This window comes from Collimonas arenae, from assembly GCF_000786695.1.
In the GTDB taxonomy this organism is placed as follows: Bacteria; Pseudomonadota; Gammaproteobacteria; order Burkholderiales; family Burkholderiaceae_D; genus Collimonas; species Collimonas arenae_A.
The window spans coordinates 785,593-802,192 of the sequence record NZ_CP009962.1 but is presented as its reverse complement, the minus strand read 5'-3'; the positions used below and the strand labels follow the sequence as shown (position 1 = coordinate 802,192).

The 16,600-nt window shown below is 55.3% G+C and carries 18 protein-coding genes and 1 tRNA gene; 3 read left to right on the top strand and 16 right to left on the bottom strand.

Annotated elements, in window-relative coordinates; genetic code table 11:
• Positions 1-291: 291 nt before the first annotated feature.
• From LT85_RS03575 to petA, 6 genes are all read right to left on the bottom strand, one after another.
• Positions 292-367: transfer RNA gene (locus LT85_RS03575), tRNA-Thr, on the bottom strand.
• A gap of 25 nt (positions 368-392) precedes the next feature.
• A complete protein-coding gene (locus LT85_RS03570) occupies positions 393-902 on the bottom strand; it encodes a ClpXP protease specificity-enhancing factor (protein WP_038485362.1) in 510 nt (169 codons plus the stop codon).
• Positions 903-986: 84 nt separating this feature from the next.
• Complete coding sequence (locus LT85_RS03565; protein WP_038485359.1) at positions 987-1,598, bottom strand: glutathione S-transferase N-terminal domain-containing protein; 612 nt, start codon at positions 1,596-1,598, stop codon at positions 987-989.
• Positions 1,599-1,680: 82 nt separating this feature from the next.
• Complete coding sequence (locus LT85_RS03560; protein ID WP_038485356.1) at positions 1,681-2,448, bottom strand: cytochrome c1; 768 nt, start codon at positions 2,446-2,448, stop codon at positions 1,681-1,683.
• 16 nt (positions 2,449-2,464) lie between these two features.
• Positions 2,465-3,868: a cytochrome b gene (locus tag LT85_RS03555; RefSeq protein ID WP_038485353.1), complete on the bottom strand. Its 1,404-nt coding sequence runs from the start codon at positions 3,866-3,868 to the stop codon at positions 2,465-2,467.
• A gap of 3 nt (positions 3,869-3,871) precedes the next feature.
• Positions 3,872-4,492, bottom strand: coding sequence for a ubiquinol-cytochrome c reductase iron-sulfur subunit (gene petA / locus LT85_RS03550; protein WP_038485351.1), 621 nt, complete (start codon positions 4,490-4,492; stop codon positions 3,872-3,874).
• Between the two features lie 296 nt (positions 4,493-4,788).
• Here petA and mscL point away from each other — a divergent pair, with 296 nt between their 5' ends.
• The 3 genes from mscL (at position 4,789) to LT85_RS03535 (ending at position 6,697) form a co-directional block, all read left to right on the top strand.
• Positions 4,789-5,199: a large conductance mechanosensitive channel protein MscL gene (gene mscL, locus LT85_RS03545; RefSeq protein WP_038485348.1), complete on the top strand. Its 411-nt coding sequence runs from the start codon at positions 4,789-4,791 to the stop codon at positions 5,197-5,199.
• A 185-nt stretch (positions 5,200-5,384) separates the two neighbouring features.
• Positions 5,385-5,969, top strand: coding sequence for an RNA polymerase sigma factor (locus LT85_RS03540; protein ID WP_038485345.1), 585 nt, complete (start codon positions 5,385-5,387; stop codon positions 5,967-5,969).
• Positions 5,969-6,697: an anti-sigma factor gene (locus LT85_RS03535; RefSeq protein ID WP_038485342.1), complete on the top strand. Its 729-nt coding sequence runs from the start codon at positions 5,969-5,971 to the stop codon at positions 6,695-6,697. Before LT85_RS03540 ends, LT85_RS03535 begins: the two co-directional genes overlap by 1 nt.
• 97 nt (positions 6,698-6,794) lie before the next feature.
• Here LT85_RS03535 and clsB read toward each other — a convergent pair whose 3' ends face one another.
• From clsB to LT85_RS03485, 10 genes are all read right to left on the bottom strand, one after another.
• Complete coding sequence (clsB, locus tag LT85_RS03530; RefSeq protein ID WP_038485340.1) at positions 6,795-7,958, bottom strand: cardiolipin synthase ClsB; 1,164 nt, start codon at positions 7,956-7,958, stop codon at positions 6,795-6,797.
• 103 nt (positions 7,959-8,061) lie between these two features.
• A complete protein-coding gene (locus tag LT85_RS03525) occupies positions 8,062-8,868 on the bottom strand; it encodes an endonuclease/exonuclease/phosphatase family protein (protein WP_038485337.1) in 807 nt (268 codons plus the stop codon).
• A gap of 27 nt (positions 8,869-8,895) precedes the next feature.
• A complete protein-coding gene (gene nudB, locus LT85_RS03520; RefSeq protein WP_038485334.1) occupies positions 8,896-9,360 on the bottom strand; it encodes a dihydroneopterin triphosphate diphosphatase in 465 nt (154 codons plus the stop codon).
• Between the two features lie 123 nt (positions 9,361-9,483).
• Entirely contained in the window at positions 9,484-11,286 is a 1,803-nt protein-coding gene (aspS, locus tag LT85_RS03515; protein WP_038485331.1) for an aspartate--tRNA ligase, read from the bottom strand.
• Positions 11,287-11,388: 102 nt separating this feature from the next.
• Positions 11,389-12,036 carry a DUF502 domain-containing protein gene (locus tag LT85_RS03510; protein WP_038485328.1) on the bottom strand — a complete coding sequence of 216 codons (648 nt, stop codon included), beginning with the start codon at positions 12,034-12,036 and terminating at the stop codon, positions 11,389-11,391.
• A 70-nt stretch (positions 12,037-12,106) separates the two neighbouring features.
• Positions 12,107-12,475, bottom strand: coding sequence for an FmdB family zinc ribbon protein (locus LT85_RS03505; protein WP_038485325.1), 369 nt, complete (start codon positions 12,473-12,475; stop codon positions 12,107-12,109).
• Between the two features lie 148 nt (positions 12,476-12,623).
• On the bottom strand, positions 12,624-13,685 hold the full coding sequence (locus LT85_RS03500) for an ABC transporter substrate-binding protein (protein ID WP_038485322.1): 1,062 nt from the start codon (positions 13,683-13,685) through the stop codon (positions 12,624-12,626).
• An 18-nt stretch (positions 13,686-13,703) separates the two neighbouring features.
• Positions 13,704-14,492 carry an ABC transporter permease gene (locus tag LT85_RS03495; RefSeq protein ID WP_038485320.1) on the bottom strand — a complete coding sequence of 263 codons (789 nt, stop codon included), beginning with the start codon at positions 14,490-14,492 and terminating at the stop codon, positions 13,704-13,706.
• Positions 14,485-15,393 carry an ABC transporter permease gene (locus LT85_RS03490; RefSeq protein ID WP_038485317.1) on the bottom strand — a complete coding sequence of 303 codons (909 nt, stop codon included), beginning with the start codon at positions 15,391-15,393 and terminating at the stop codon, positions 14,485-14,487. Before LT85_RS03490 ends, LT85_RS03495 begins: the two co-directional genes overlap by 8 nt.
• Complete coding sequence (locus LT85_RS03485) at positions 15,386-16,471, bottom strand: ABC transporter ATP-binding protein (RefSeq protein ID WP_038485314.1); 1,086 nt, start codon at positions 16,469-16,471, stop codon at positions 15,386-15,388. Before LT85_RS03485 ends, LT85_RS03490 begins: the two co-directional genes overlap by 8 nt.
• Between the last annotated feature and the right edge of the window lie 129 nt (positions 16,472-16,600).

Here is a 16,600-nt window from a genome sequence, read left to right as displayed (position 1 = left end):
GATAATAGCAATTTCAAGCAGCCCGTTCAACCGTTTGAATGTTTCACACCGTTTCACCATACCTAAATCACATGGGATGTTGCAGTTATGGTGCCGACCACAAACTCCGCCAGTGATGGAAATGCTTTATGCATGGAATTTTTCCTACTCATCGAAGTCGGGGGCCACGTTTGCAAGATTCAAACCAATTAAATTATTTTTCTAAATTTGGTCAATTCCGGGTTTGCTACCCAGATTGCTACCCAAAAGAAAAAGGGTTATAACCGTGAAGGCTATAACCCCTTTAAACATTGGTGCTGGCTGCAGGACTTGAACCCGCCACCCCCTGATTACAAGTCAGGTGCTCTACCAGATGAGCTAAGCCAGCTAAACTGCGAAGACCGCAATTATACCTATTTAATTCGCGTTAGGGTAGGTCTTCCACCTTTTTTTGGTGGTTCCGGATCTTTTTCTGGTCCGGAATCAGACAAATCATGTTTTGCATCGCTTGTTGGCGATGGCACCGAGGTCAAAATCGGCGTCACTGTAGCTGGCGGTTCGCTGCTGGTCTCTTGTTCAGCAGCGACTTCGGTCATATCCGAGTCGGTCGGGATCGATGGTTCGAATGCCATGCCTTGACCATTCTCGCGCGCATAAATGGCGATTACATTATCCACAGGCACGGAAATATCGCGTGAGACACCGCCGAAACGAGCGCTGAAATTGACAAATTCATTGTCCATTTTCAGACCGCTGGTGGCTTCGAAACTAATGTTCAATACGATTTCGCCGTTTTTGACGAATTGCATCGGCACCCGCGTGTGCGCATCTACCCTGGCCGCCAGATACGGGGTGTAGCCATTGTCGGTGCACCACTCATAGATGGCGCGCAACAAATACGGTTTGGTAGAGGTCTCGGACATGGGTGAAAACTGGTTCGGTACAAATGATTAAGCAAGGGCTGTCCTGTACCGCCGAAGCAATACAGGACAGTCAACTACTACGTCTTAACGACGCATGACTTTTTCCGACGGCGTCAGCGCTTCGATGTAGGCTGGACGCGAGAAAATACGTTCAGCATACTTCATCAGCGGGGCAGCCGTCTTCGACAGCTCGATACCGTAGTGATCCAGACGCCACAGCAATGGCGCAATCGCCACGTCCAGCATCGAGAATTCGTCGCCCAGCATGTATTTGTTCTTCAGGAACAAAGGCGCCAGCGTGGTCAGACGATCGCGTATTTCGGAGCGTGCCTTATCGTGGCTCTTTTCTGCTGCTTTGGTTTTCTCGTTTTCCAGCGTGTGCACGTGGATAAACAATTCTTTCTCAAAGTTGAACAGCATCAAACGCGCACGGGCGCGCATCAGCGGATCGGCCGGCATCAATTGCGGATGCGGGAAACGTTCGTCGATGTACTCATTGATGATATTGGACTCGTACAGAATCAGGTCGCGCTCGACCAGGATCGGCACTTGACCATAAGGATTCATGGTCGAGATGTCTTCCGGCTTGTTGAACAAGTCGACATCGCGAATTTCAAAGTCCATGCCCTTCTCGAACAGAACGAGACGGCAGCGTTGTGAAAATGGGCAGGTTGTACCCGAATAGAGAACCATCATTTTTATAGTTCCTTAGAAACAAAAGGGTGAGACCCGATACGGCTCACCCCAAAACGCATACCCGCAAAATCGCGGATATGAACTACTTAACGTCTTTCCAGTATGACGCGTTGAGACGCCATGCCAGAACAAAGAACATGCCGAGGAACAGCAGAACCCAGACGCCCAGGCGCTTGCGGGTATTCTGAGCAGGCTCGCCCATCCATTCAAGATAGGAAACCAGGTCGGCGACTGCAACATCGTATTCGACCTTGTTCATCTTGCCTGGCTTGACTTGCTCGAAACCGACAAACTTGTGCTCCATCTTGCCTTCTTCGTGAGGATCTTTTACATCTTCGTATTTGGCAGTACGAATTCCTTCCAGTTCCCACAAGACGTGCGGCATGCCGACGTTGGGGAAGACCATGTTGTTCCAGCCGGTTGGGCGGCTGTCATCTTTGTAGAATGTTCGCAGATAAGTATACAGCCAGTCAGGCCCGCTACCGGCGCTGGATGACTTGGCGCGCGCAATCACCGACAGGTCTGGAGGCGCAGCGCCAAACCATTCCTTCGCATCTTTCGGCGCCATGGCGATTGTCATCAGACCGCCGACTTTGTCGGTGGTAAACAACAAATTGGTTTTGATCTGCTCTTCTGTCAGGCCGATATCGCGCAGGCGGTTATAGCGCATGGACGAAGCGGAGTGGCAGTTGAGGCAGTAATTCACAAACAGCTTGGCGCCGTTTTGCAGCGCCGATAGGTTATTCCCCTGAGGCGGCGCGGTATCCAGCGGATAACCGCCCTCTTCACTGGCAAAAGCCAGCGCAGGCAGCAACACCAGAGTAGCCATCAATCTTTTAAGCAATGTCATGTTCTTATCCTCTGGCTTAGTGCGGGTGATAAACAACACGGTCCGGCACCGGCTTGAACGTACCAGCGGCGCTCCACCAAGGCATCAGCAGGAAGAAGCCGAAGTAGATGAAGGTGCAGACCTTTGAGACATAGCCGCCAATTTCCGACGGCGGCTGCACACCAAGATAGCCCAGAACCACGAACGTAATTGCGAACAGGATGTAAATGTATTTGTGCCAGCTTGGACGATAGCGGATCGACTTGACCCTTGAGTGGTCCAGCCACGGCAAGCCAGCCAGAATCATGACAGACACACCCATCAGTACCACGCCGAAGAATTTGGCGTCAAATACAAACATCGCGCCAATCATCACGGCGCCAATCACAACGGCAGCCATTTTGGCAAAGCTGCTCAGCCTGGACTTGAACAGCAACAGCGCAACATAGGCGCCGACGCCGACTTGCAGGTAAACGATGAAGTCCGAAGTAATTGCCCGCAGGATCGAGTAGTAAGGCGTGAAATACCAGACCGGTGCGATATGCGGTGGCGTCTTCAGTGAATCTGCTGGAACGAAGTTGTTGTACTCGAGGAAGTAGCCGCCCATTTCCGGGCCGAAGAACACCACGGCGCTGAAAACGATCAGGAATACCGCAACTGCCATCACGTCATGCACCGAGTAGTAAGGGTGGAACGGTACGCCGTCCAGCGGGATGCCCTTGGCGTCCAGTTTTTCCTTGATTTCAACGCCGTCCGGATTGTTCGAACCGACCTCATGCAGAGCGACGATATGTGCTACCACCAGGCCGATCAGGACCAGCGGAATGGCGATCACGTGGAACGAGAAGAAACGGTTCAGGGTAGCGTCCGACACCACGTAGTCGCCACGAATCCACAGCGACAGATCAGGGCCGATGAAAGGTATCGCGCCGAACAGGTTTACGATCACCTGCGCGCCCCAGTAGGACATCTGGCCCCATGGCAGCAGATAGCCCATGAAAGCTTCGCCCATCAGGCACAAGAAAATGCCGACGCCGAACAGCCATACGAGCTCACGCGGTTTGCGGTACGAACCATACAGCAGGCCGCGCACCATGTGCAGGTAGACCACAATGAAGAAAGCCGAAGCGCCGGTCGAGTGCATGTAGCGCACCAGCCAACCCCAAGGCACATCGCGCATGATGTATTCAACCGAGGCAAAAGCGAGGGTTGCATCCGGCTTGTAATGCATCACCAGGAAGATCCCGGTAACGATCTGGATCACCAGCACCAGCAACGCCAGCGAACCGAAGGCGTACCAGAAATTGAAATTCTTTGGTGCGTAGTATTCCGACAGATGCGCCTTCCAGGTGGAAGTCACTGGGAAGCGTGCATCGACCCAGTTCAAGGCTTTATCGGCGAGCGGAGCGTCGGCCGGCAACTGCTTTTCGTGGAATGCCATGGTTTAAGCCTCACCTTTCTCGTCTTTACCAATAACGATCTTGGTATCCGACAGGTACATGTAGCGTGGCACATCGAGATTATTTGGCGCTGGCTTGTTCTTGAAGACTCGGCCGGCCAGATCGAAGGTAGAACCATGGCAAGGGCACAGGAAGCCGCCTTGCCAGTCATCCGGCAAAGACGCCTGCGCGCCTGGAGTAAATTTCGAGGATGGGGAGCAACCCAGATGCGGGCAGATACCGACCAGCACCAGGGTTTCCTCATGGCCGACGTGGCCACGGTTGTTCGATTTGTTCTTGCAGTAGTCGGGCAAGTCCATGGTGTAGGGCTTGAGCGACTCAGGGTCGGCAACTTCAGAAGCCGTATGCTCCAGCCCTTTCAGTTGCTCAGGGGTGCGTTTCATGATCCAGACTGGCTTGCCGCGCCACTCGAAGACTTGCATCTCGCCTGGTTTAATGCCAGAAATATCCACTTCCACCGGCGCTCCGGCTGCTTTCGCCCGCTCAGACGGCTGGAACGTGGACACAAAAGCCCCCGCTGTGGCCAGACCGGCCACGCCACCCGCTGCGCATGTAGCGACGAGCAAACCACGCCGACCGGAATCGACCTGCTTTTCGATACTCATACCAACCCCAATCAGTCAAAATACGAAAAAATGCACGGAACTTCTAGCAACCCAAGATTATATCGAAGCTGGCGACTGTTTTAAAGGAAATAGATGCAGTCAAGTACAAAATCAGCTAATTACATTGAATCTGCTGTTAAATCTGGCACAATTCCCTTGGGAAACAACTAAACCGACGTAAGGACAGGGTTTCCAAGGGAAGAAAACTAACAAGAATTGACAAATTTATCCTTTTAATCTGGTCGCGATCGCAGTATCTTCCCGACTGATCAACATTAATCTGGAGAACAAGCAAGATGAGCATGATGCAGGAATTCAAGACCTTTGCACTCAAAGGCAACGTAATGGACCTGGCCGTCGGCGTGATTATCGGCGGCGCTTTCGGCAAGATCGTCGATTCCCTGGTGCAGGACATCATCATGCCAGTAGTCGGCAAGATCTTTGGCGGCCTGGATTTTGCCAACCACTACTTCCCCCTGAATGGCCAAAGCGCGGACCTGACCCTGGCTGAAGCAAAAAAGGCCGGCGCTGTACTGGCCTACGGCAACTTCATCACCATCGCGCTGAATTTCGTGATTCTCGCCTTCGTGATTTTCCAGATGGTGCGCATGATCAACAAGCTGAGAGGCGAAGAACCGCCGGCGCCGGTGGCCGATCCGGAAAATACCGTATTGCTGCGTGAAATCCGCGACTCCCTGAAAAAATAGTCCCGACTTTAGCAACTGACATACAAAAAAGCCCGCTGATTCATAGCGGGCTTTTTTTACGCCATGCCTGGCGTTGCCGGTTGCGCCGCGAGTTACCATACGGTAATGTGCTTACTGACATGTCTGTTTCGGCAACATCAAAATTCAATCGCGACGTACTGGATGTTTATTAAAAGGAAGTCGAATTGCCATCCAAAGACTTGCAACCGGAACAACTGAAAATCTGGCTTGCTGCAGTCACGCGCAAGGACGCTATCGCTTTTCGCGCACTCTATGACGCAACCTCCTGGAAACTGTTTGGCTTCGCGCTACGTATACTAGTTAAGCGCGAGTGGGCGGAAGAGATTCTGCAGGAAAGTTTCGTCAACATCTGGAACAACGCCGATAGCTACCAGGCTAGCCTGGCGGCACCGATGACCTGGATGACCACCATCGTGCGCAACAAGGCATTCGATCTCCTGCGCCGCACGGATGGCGCCGTCGAGATCGATGCCGACACATTTGACAAGGAAGTCATGAACGCAATGGAAAGCGCCGACCCGACACCGTTGGAAGCGCTGCAACTCACTGATGATGCGAAGGCGCTGGCCAAATGCCTGGGACGCCTTGAGGGCGCGCATCGCCAAGCCATTGCCCTGTCTTTTTATCATGACCTGTCGCATAGCGAAGTGGCAGAACAAATGAAATTGCCGATTGGCACCATCAAGACATGGATACGGCGCGGGCTTGAGCGCCTCAAAACATGTCTCGGCAAACTTGGGAGCGTCTGATGAATATCCAGACCAACCCGTCCCTGGTAGATAAGCTGGCGGCCGAATACGTATTGGGCACGCTGCGCGGCGGTGCGCGCCGCCGTTTCGAGAGTTTGCTGCGACGTCACGATGTATTGCGCATCGCGGTTGCCGAATGGCAGGACCGGCTGCATCCGATGGCGGAATTTGCGCCGGCAGCGCAGCCTTCTGCAGCCGTGTGGCCTGCAATCGAAGCCAAGCTAGGCTTATCGAGCAAGCCGCAACGCAAGCGTCCCTTCTGGTTTGAACTGCGTGAAGACATCAGTTTCTGGCGCGGGTTGGGCATGTTTTCGACTACTGCGGCCATTATCCTGACCTCGCTGCTGCTGACCAAGCAATTGCAACCATTGCCGGCCGCTGTGCCCACCCCTGCCTCATATATCGCAATGCTGAGCAACGATCAGGCGCAGCCGATTGCCGTCGTGACCGGCGATGCCCAAAACGGCCAGATGACCGTCAAGGTGGTGACGGCGCAGACGATTGCAGCCGACAAGAGCCTGGAATTATGGGCGGTGCCAAAAGACGGCCCGCCGCGTTCGCTGGGCTTGCTGACAGCAAACGGCAGTGTCACCCTGGCATTGCCGGCCAACGCTACGCCGCAGTCGATACCGCTTCTGGCGGTGACGCTGGAACCGAAGGGCGGATCGCCAAATCCTAACGGCCCGACAGGACCGATCGTCTTCAAGGGCGCCTGGGTTCAGATCTAGCCGATGACGAATGATACGTCCCGCTGCGGACGATTCAGCGGCGACGCACCAACTTTACGCGGGATGCATTCCAGTCGATACGGCATTGGATATGCCGTTATTCGCGGTTACCGATAGTGATGATGCGCATCAGCATGCGATACAGGAAAAACGCCGTGCCGTGCCAGGCCCGAGCCAGCCATGACTGGTTATCAAACGCATCTGCGGCGACTGCATCGCCGTCGGCGATGCCAACTTCTATCTGACGCCTCAACGCACGCGAAAAATCGACATCCCTGATCACCACGTTCGCCTCTTGATTCACTAGCAGGCTCAAGCCGTCGAAATTGCTGGAGCCGACCGTGGCCCAGTTATCATCGACCACCGCAACCTTGGCATGCAAGTTGGTTTTGCTGTACTCGACGATCTTGACGCCCGCCTTCATCAGCTTCGGATAATACGACTGGCTCACTGCATCCTGCAGGCGATAATGCCCCACTCCCAGCAACAGTGTGACGTCGACGCCGCGCCGCGCGGCTTCTTCCAGGCCGCGCCGCAGTTTCCTGCCCGGCGCAAAATATGGACTGGTCAGCAAGGCGCTATGACGGGCGTGTCCCAACGCCTGTAAATAAGCGCGCTGGATCGTGCGGCGATTGCGCAAGTTGTCGCGCAATACCAGGCCGGCCAGTGCGGGGCCGTGTGATGCGCCGCGGACGCGTGCGCGGCTGCGCTTGAATTGCTGGAAACGCGCCAGCAGCTTCATCTCGCCCAGACGCATCCATTGCGCTTCCAGTTCGGCATGGATTGACGCCACCAGCGGACCGCTGATGCTCACCGCGAAATCCCAGCGCGGCGCCGGCAATGGCAAGCGCAAGTCGTCATCGGAAACCATGTCGTCGATGATATTCAAGCCGCCGATAAAACTGACCTGCCGGTCCACCACGCACATCTTGCGATGCATTCTGGCGACGCCGCGCTGGAACCAGGGATTAAAGGCGCGATACATGATGCCGCTGGTATGGAATTCCAGCTCCAGGGACGCCGAACGCAGGCGGCCCGTACCCAGCCAGTCGGTAATTACCCTCACTGCAACGCCACGCCGCGCCGCGCGCGCCAGCGCCTGCTGCACCGACATTGCCGTGTCGTCAGCCGCGAAAATATAGGTTTCCAGATAAATTTCCGTATGCGCAGCATCAATCGCAGTAATCAGTGCCGGGAAAAAAGCGGCGCCGTTATGCAATAACGTGATGTGATTATCTGCGCTGAAAGTTACCGCGCGCATGCAGGCAGATTAAGACTGGCCGATAGCAGGACTATCTTCATGAGGTTATCGCTCAAAAGTACGCCTGATGACAGGCAAGGAATCATCGTCGGCGACAACAGCGCTAGCGCAGTTTCAGGGTCGCCAGAATCGGCGCATGATCAGACAATTTTGCCCATTCGGCGCCATGTAGGACTTCCGCCGATTCTACCGTAAAGCCGCGCAAGTAAATACGGTCCAGACGCAACCAAGGGAACGCCGCCGGGAAAGTGCGCGCCGGCTTCAGTTGCGGCGTGCGTCCCATCATTTGCCGCAGATAGGAACCGACGCCGCGCAAGACGCCTCCGGTGGCGATGCCCTCATCGAATATCTCCATGACATCCAGGCGTACTCTCAACAATTCGCTCAAGCGATTGCCCCAATCGTTGAAATCGCCAGCAATGATTAAAGGTGCATCCGGCGGCGATGAACTGCGCACTGCCTCGATCAGAGCTGCGGTCTGACGCCGCCGGCCACCGCCGAACAAACCCAGGTGCACCACGTAGCAATGGATATCCACGGAAGGCGTTTTCAACACGCAATGCAAAATGCCGCGTGCTTCATAGGCATGGTCTGACACATCCTGATTGCTTTGCGAGGCGATTTCGAAACGGCTCAGCAAGGCGTTTCCGTGATGGCCATGATCGTAGACAGCGTTCATCCCATAGGCGGCGTGATGCGAATCACCGGCCAGAAAATCATGCTGCGGCTGGTCCGGCCAATGCGCCGCATGACGCGCCGCCAGCAAGTCATGCCGGCCCTGCACCTCCTGCAAGAAAAAGACGTCGGCCTCCATCTGCGCCAGCGCCTGCTTCAACGCATGCACGCGAGGCCGGCTTCCCAGCGAGGAAACGCCTTTGTGGATGTTGTAGGTTGCGATACGCAGTTTCATGGACTTCAGTCTATTGCTGCCTATGGCTTACAGTTTAACGCGGTGCGGCAGTTGCAGGATAGCTTCGGCATTCGAAGGCGAAAAACACGCATCGGCGGCTTCGCGATAGGGCAGCCACTTACATTGCAGATGTTCGCGCGGCGCCAGCGTAATCGGGGTCATTCGAGGCACCAGCAAGCCAAACACATGCTCGGTATTTTTTGTAACACCCGGCGCATAACGATGGCGCCAGACCGGATAAATCTCGTAGACGTTGGATACATGCCAGTCATTCAAATTCGATGCCGGCACAATACCACCGGTATCGGCAACGATGATGCCGGTTTCTTCCGCTACTTCCCGCATGGCCGTCATCGCCAGCGCTTCTTCCGGGAAATCCTTGGAACCGGTTACCGATTGCCAGTAGTCGTGCTTATCGGCTCGCTCCATCAACAAGACCTGAAGGTCTTCCGTATAAATGACTACCAATACCGATTCAGGAATTTTATACATGCAAATAAGCAAAAAAAGACGGTCAAGGCCCAGCAACCTAAAACACTACTATAAACCGGTTTCGGCGGGCATAAAAAAAGCGCGGAAAACCGCGCTTTTTTCGCTGATGCTTTTTATCGGAAATTAAACTACTTTCGCTTCCGGCATACGCAAACGGATATGCAATTCCTTCAATTGCTTTTCGTCGACTTCCGACGGCGCTTGCGTCAACAGGCATTGCGCGCGCTGGGTCTTCGGGAAGGCGATCACGTCGCGAATCGATTCGGCGCCGCACATCATGGTGACGATACGATCCAGGCCGAACGCCAGACCGCCATGCGGAGGCGCGCCGTATTGCAGAGCATCGAGCAGGAAGCCGAACTTGAGTTGCGCTTCTTCGGCATCAATCTTCAACGCGCGGAACACTTTGCTCTGCACTTCTGCACGATGAATACGGATCGAACCGCCACCCAGTTCCCAGCCGTTCAAGACCATGTCGTAGGCCTTCGCGATAGCCTTGCCCGGATCGGTCTCGATGAAATCTTCGTGACCGTCTTTTGGCGACGTGAACGGATGATGCAAGGCATTCCAGCGATCGCTATCTTCGTCGTATTCGAACATCGGGAAGTCGACCACCCACAATGGACGCCAGGTGTCGTCGAACAGACCGACCTTCTTGCCGAACTCGCTGTGGCCGATCTTGACGCGCAACGCACCGATGGCGTCATTGACGACTTTGGCTTTGTCGGCGCCGAAGAAAATCAGGTCGCCGTCTTGCGCGCCGGTTTGCTCCAGGATTTGCGCCAACGCAGTATCGTGCAGATTCTTGACGATAGGCGATTGCAGACCGTCACGGCCGTTGGCCTTCTCGTTGACCTTGATGTAAGCGAGGCCCTTGGCGCCATAGATGGCGACAAATTGGGTGTAAGCGTCGATTTCCGAACGCGGCATCGCCGCGCCGCCCGGCACGCGCAGACCAACCACGCGACCGTTTTCCATGTTCGCAGCACCGGAGAAGACCTTGAAGTCGACATCTTTCATAACTGCTGTCAGGTCAGTGAACGCCAGCTTCACCCGCATGTCAGGCTTGTCCGAACCGTACAGCGCCATCGCAGTTGCGAAGTCCATCACAGGGAACGGGTTAGGCAGGTCGATATCCAGTGCGTTCTTGAACACCAGGCGGATCATGCCTTCGAACATGTCGCGGATTTCCTGTTCCGACATGAAGGAAGTTTCGCAGTCGATCTGCGTGAATTCCGGCTGGCGGTCAGCGCGCAAGTCTTCGTCGCGGAAGCATTTGGTGATCTGGTAGTAACGGTCGAAGTTGGCCACCATCAGCAATTGCTTGAACAATTGCGGCGATTGTGGCAACGCGAAGAAATGGCCGGCGTTGACGCGGGACGGCACCAGGTAGTCGCGCGCACCTTCAGGGGTCGACTTGGTCAGCATCGGCGTTTCGATATCGATGAAGCCATTGGCATCGAGGAATTTACGCACTTCCATCGTCACCTTGTAACGCAAACGCAGGTTGTTTTGCATTTGCGGACGGCGCAGGTCCAGCACGCGATGCGTCAGGCGAGTGGTTTCCGACAGATTGTCGTCGTCCAGCTGGAACGGTGGCGTGATGGATGGATTCAGTACCTCGAGCTCATGCGCCAGCACTTCGATCTTGCCGGATTTCAGGTTGCTGTTGCCGGTGCCGTCAGGGCGCAGGCGTACGATGCCGGTGATGCGCAGGCAGAACTCATTGCGTACCGCTTCTGCATTCTTGAATACTTCGGCACGATCCGGATCGCATACGACCTGCACCAGGCCTTCACGGTCGCGCAGGTCGATGAAGATGACGCCGCCATGATCGCGACGACGATGCACCCAGCCGCACAGGCTAACGGTTTGGCCGAGAAGTACCTCAGTAGTGAGGCCGCAGTATTGGGTTCGCATGGACATATTCAGTTTTTCGCAGTTCAGATGTTGTACGGATGTTTTAAATTTGTGTTGATTCTTGTAACCGGGAGATTATCAGTACGGCTTTGCCGTCGCCCGCCTCTCCTATACGCCAGACTTGTTTCCGGCTACCGGCGGCAAGTCGATGGCCGGTTTCTTGCCGGCCTGCTCAGGCGCAACCACGCCCATTGAAACAATATACTTCAACGCTTCATCGACGCTCATGTCGAGTTCGACAGTGTCTTCGCGCGGAATCATCAGGAAAAAACCGGAAGTAGGATTTGGCGTAGTAGGCACATATACGCTGACGTAATCGCCGACCAGATGGTTCTTGACATCGCCGCCCGGGACCCCGGTCAGGAACGCAATGGTCCACGATCCCTGGCGCGGATACTGCACCAGCAAGGCTTTGCGGAAAGCATTGCCGGAGGACGAAAACAAGGTATCCGACACCTGCTTGACGCTGGAATAGATCGAGCTGACAACGGGAATCCGCGTCAGCACCGCCTCCCATACCTGGACAATCTGGCGGCCGATGAAGTTGCGCGTCGCAAGGCCGGTCAGGAAGATCACCAGCAGGGTCAGGATAGTGCCGAGGCCGGGTATATCAAGGCCCAGCAATACCTTCGGCCGCCATTGCTCAGGCAACAGCAGCAACGATTGATCCATCGTGCCGATGATCAGATTCAGTACCCACAGCGTGATTGCCAGGGGTACGAGAACCAGTAGACCAGTGATGAAATATTTACGCATGGCTTTCTTTGTCGAACGTCAGCTGTCATACAGCTGCGCCGGGTTCAACTTGCTGACTAAGTAGATGACTTTATGATGCCGCTGCCGTGCCGCCAGAATTACTGCCGGCGCTGCTGCTTGCCGCTACCGGGGCAGCACTGGCGACAGGGGCCGCTGCAGTTGCAGCCGGAGCCGCTGTGGTAGCTGGCGCCGTCACGCTGGCTCCGGCCGGCGACGCTGCTTCTGCCGCACCTGCCGACGGCACCGTCGCACCTGCACCGCCACGGAAATCGGTGACGTACCAGCCGGTGCCCTTGAGCTGGAAACCAGCCGCAGTCACTTGTTTCTTGAACGCAGCTGCGCTGCAGGACGGGCAGACCGTCAACGGATCATCGGACATCTTTTGCAACACATCTTTGGCAAAACCACAGGCTTCGCAGCGATACGCATAAATCGGCATGGTGAAACTCCGCAAATATCTTACAAAACCCTGAATTATAAAGGTTTTTTTCAGTATATACGGGGTTCGGCGCCGGCTTGTGGCGACGACGCCATGAATTGACGCCGCCGTTGTCGGTTTTACATCGAATAAATCGATAAATGCCGAACTAGCGTGCGCGGATCTCGGTCCAGATGCGGTTGATGGCGCGCCGTTGTTTGCTGTTCAAGTCTTTCAGCATTTCCAGCTTGGCGAAGCCGGCTTTGTCCGGAAAAATCGCCTGGTTGTTGGCGATCTCTGGCTTGATGTACTTGGCGGCATCGGCGTTAGGATTGCCGGAACCGATCAGATTGCTCAGTTCGGCGGCATTTTTTCCGTCCAGCATGAAATTGATAAATTTCAGCGCCAAATCGGGCCGCGGCGCCGCCTTGTGGATCACCATACTGTCCAATGCCAGCACCGCTCCCTCTTTCGGCATGCCGTGACGGATACGGAACTTGCGGCCGGCTTTCTGGGCATCGACATCGGCCTGGAAAATGTCATTCGAATAACCTTGCACCAGCCAGATATTGCCAACAGTTAATTCCTTGATATAGCTGCTGCCATTGAATGCCGCCCAATACGGCTTGGCCTTGATGATGACATCCTTGGCCTGTTGCCAGTGCTGCTCGTCGGTATCGTTGGCGGAATAGCCCAGGTATTTCAGCGCGGCAGCCATCAATTCATTGGCGGAATCCAGTACGGTTACCTTGCCCTTGATCTTGGCCAAGATCTTCGGATCGAAGATCGCGGCCCAGCTATCCACCGGAATCCCCAGTTCTTTCATCTTCTGATCGTTGTAGCCCATCAAGGTGACGGTGTAAGCGTAGGGCACGGAATATTTGTTGCCCTTGTCGAAATCGGTGTTCAGGTAGGCAGGATTGACGTTTTTCAGGTTCGGCAATTGCGACTTGTCGAGCGGCAGCAGCGCCTGCTGCTTGATCAAGGCATCCAGCGCATTACCTGTCGGGACGATGATGTCATATCCCTTCGCGCCGGCGGCCAGCTTGGCCAGCATTTCCTCGTTGTCGCCGTAGTAAGTCTGCACCACCTTGCACTTGCAGAAAGCCTCGAAGCGCTCCAATGTCTCCGGCGCGATGTAATTATTCCAGTTGTATAAGCGCAGTTCGTCGGCGGCATGGGCCGAGATGCTGGCAAACAACAGGGCGACGATGGTAAACAGTTTTTTCATGGCTATCCTGATAAGCAGTTAGGAGGAACGGAGAGCATTTGGAGCAAGCTTGGACGCGATGATTATAAGCAGCAGCGTCAGTCCCATCAACAAGGTCGAGACGGCATTCACTTCGGGCGTGACGGCAATCTTGATCATCGAATAAATCTGCAGCGGCAAGGTGGAGGCATTGGCGCCAGCAGTAAAGAAGGTAATCACGAAGTCGTCGATCGACAAGGTGAAGGCCATCAGCGCCCCTGCCACCACACCCGGCATGATCAGGGGCAAGGTCACCAGCCGGAATGCCTGCATCGGCGTAGCGCCGCAATCGCGCGCCGCTTCGGTCAGGCTTTCATCCATGCCGGACAGGCGCGAACGTACCACGATAGCGACAAAGCCGATACAAAAGGCGATGTGCGCCAGCGTAATCGACACCAGGCCCAGCGTGATATTGAGCATGACGAAGAAAATCAACAGGGACACGCCGACCAGGATTTCCGGAATCGCAATCGGCGTCAGCACCAGTAGCGGCAGCAATTTGAGCTTGTAGCGGTGCATGGCGAAACCAGCCATGGTGCCTAGCAAGGTTGAGACTGCGCTGGCCACCAGCGCGATCATCAGCGAGTTGCCTGCGGCGCGCAGCATTTCGTCGTCATTGAAGAGCTTGCGATACCAGTCCAGCGTAAAGCCGACCCACTCGGCGTTGAGCTGCGAATCGTTGAAGGAATACACCACCACAATAATCAGTGGAACATACAGAAAGGCATAGACGAACAGCGCCACCAGCCACAAACCGAGCGGACGCCGTACTGCATTCAGCTTAGCCATGGGTTTCTCTCCTTGGCCGCGCCACCAGCACCGCAATGCCGGCGGCGATCAGCGCCGCCACCGTGAGGACGATAGACAGCACGCTGCCAAACGGCCAGTCGCGGGTTTCCAGGAATTGCTGCTTGATGACATTACCGATCATGTCGCTGCCGGTGCCGCCCAGAATATCGGACACCGCAAAAATCCCCAGCGCAGGAATGAATACCAACGCCGCGCCAGCGTACACGCCTGGCAAGGACAAGGGAAAAGTGATGCGCCAGAAACGTTGCCAGGCCGATGCGCCCAGATCCTGGGCCGCATCGACCAGCGCCGGATCGTGCTTCTCCAGATTGGCGTAAAGCGGCAACACCATGAACGGCAAATGCACGTAGACCAGGCCGACAATCACCGAAAACGCCGTAAACAACAAGCGCACCGGCTCGATGCCAACCAATCCCAGAACGTAGTTGACGGCTTGCGTCAGGCCAGATTGCGGACCCAGGATAATCATCCAGGCGTACACACGGATCAGGAAGTTGCTCCAGAACGGCAGGATCACCAGCAGGATCAGCAAGTCGCGGTATTTTTTCGGGCTGCGCGCAATCAGCAGCGCCAGCGGATAAGCCATCAGCAGGCAACAGCAAGTTGTGATCACCGCATACATCAGCGACTTGAGGAAAATGGCCGTGTAAATGAAATCGGAAGTGAAACGCTGGAAATTCTCCAGCGTCAGGTTCAGCTTGCCAGCTTCATCGAAGACCGGTGCCAGGCCACCGTAGTCACCGGCATAACGCACCGACGCAAACACCATGATCAGGCTGGGAATGGCGAAGAACAGCAGCAAATAAAACAGCGGCGGCCCGCTGATTAGCCAGCGCGCCAGGCGGCCACGGTCGGCTGACTTGGATACCGGCTTATTCATACAAGAAATGCCCTGCATCGAATTGCCAGGCAATATCGACCATATCGCCAACCTCGAAGAACTTGGCGCGGCCTGCCGCCGAATTAGCCAGCAAGGCTTCGATCGTGGTGCCGCCTTCGGTCTGCACGATATACACCGTCACATCCCCGAGATACAGCAGCTCTTTGACGAAGCCCTTGAAATGATTTTCCGCGTTATCGGTGCTGATCTCGGCGCTGATGTGGATTTTTTCCGGGCGCAGGGCCAACGTACCTTTGAGGCCGACCGCCGCATTTGCCGGCACCGCACTTTTCACCAGACCCAGGCCGGGCACATCCAATTGCATCGCCGCGCCATCGATACTGGCGATCGCACCATCGAGCAGGTTGCAGGTGCCGATGAAATCGGCGACAAAGCGGGTGCGCGGGTAGCTATAGATGCGCGAAGGTTCGTCCAACTGCTCGACATTGCCACGGTTCATGACCGCGATGCGGTGCGACAACGCCAGCGCTTCGCCCTGGTCGTGGGTAACGTAGACGAAAGTGATATCGACTTCCTTTTGCAGGTTGATCAGTTCAATCTGCATCTGCTCGCGCAATTTGGCGTCCAGGGCCGACAACGGTTCATCCAGCAACAGCAGTTTGGGACGCGAGACCAGTGCACGGGCGACGGCAACCCGCTGCCGTTGACCGCCTGACAACTCATGCGGAAAACGCGCGGCAAAACCGGTCAGGCGCACATCTTCCAGTGCTTCTTCGACCCGGGTGCGGATCTGTTCGGCCGGCACTTTGGCCATCTTCAAGGGAAAGGCGATATTCGCCGCAACCGTCATGTGTGGAAACAGCGCGTAATTCTGGAATACGGTACAGACCGGCCTGTGTTCCGGTGGACTACCCACCAGATCGACGCCGTCTAGCAAGATCTGGCCCGAATCCGGCAGATCGAAGCCTGCAATCATCCGCAACAAGGTGGTTTTGCCACAGCCGGACGGGCCAAGCAGTGTAAAGAATTCGCCAGCTTCAATTGACAGGCTGATATTGTCAACGGCGGCAAAGTCGCCAAAGCGACGACTGACATTACGGATTTCTAGCAGCGCCATATGTCTTCAGTTCCAGGAGGGCGAAAAACCGCCAATTGTAGCAAGATGACTGCGAATTATGTGAAAAAAGCCAGCGTATGCCCCATTGGACATACGCTGGCTCATTTTTTTGCAACATCGAAACCAAAA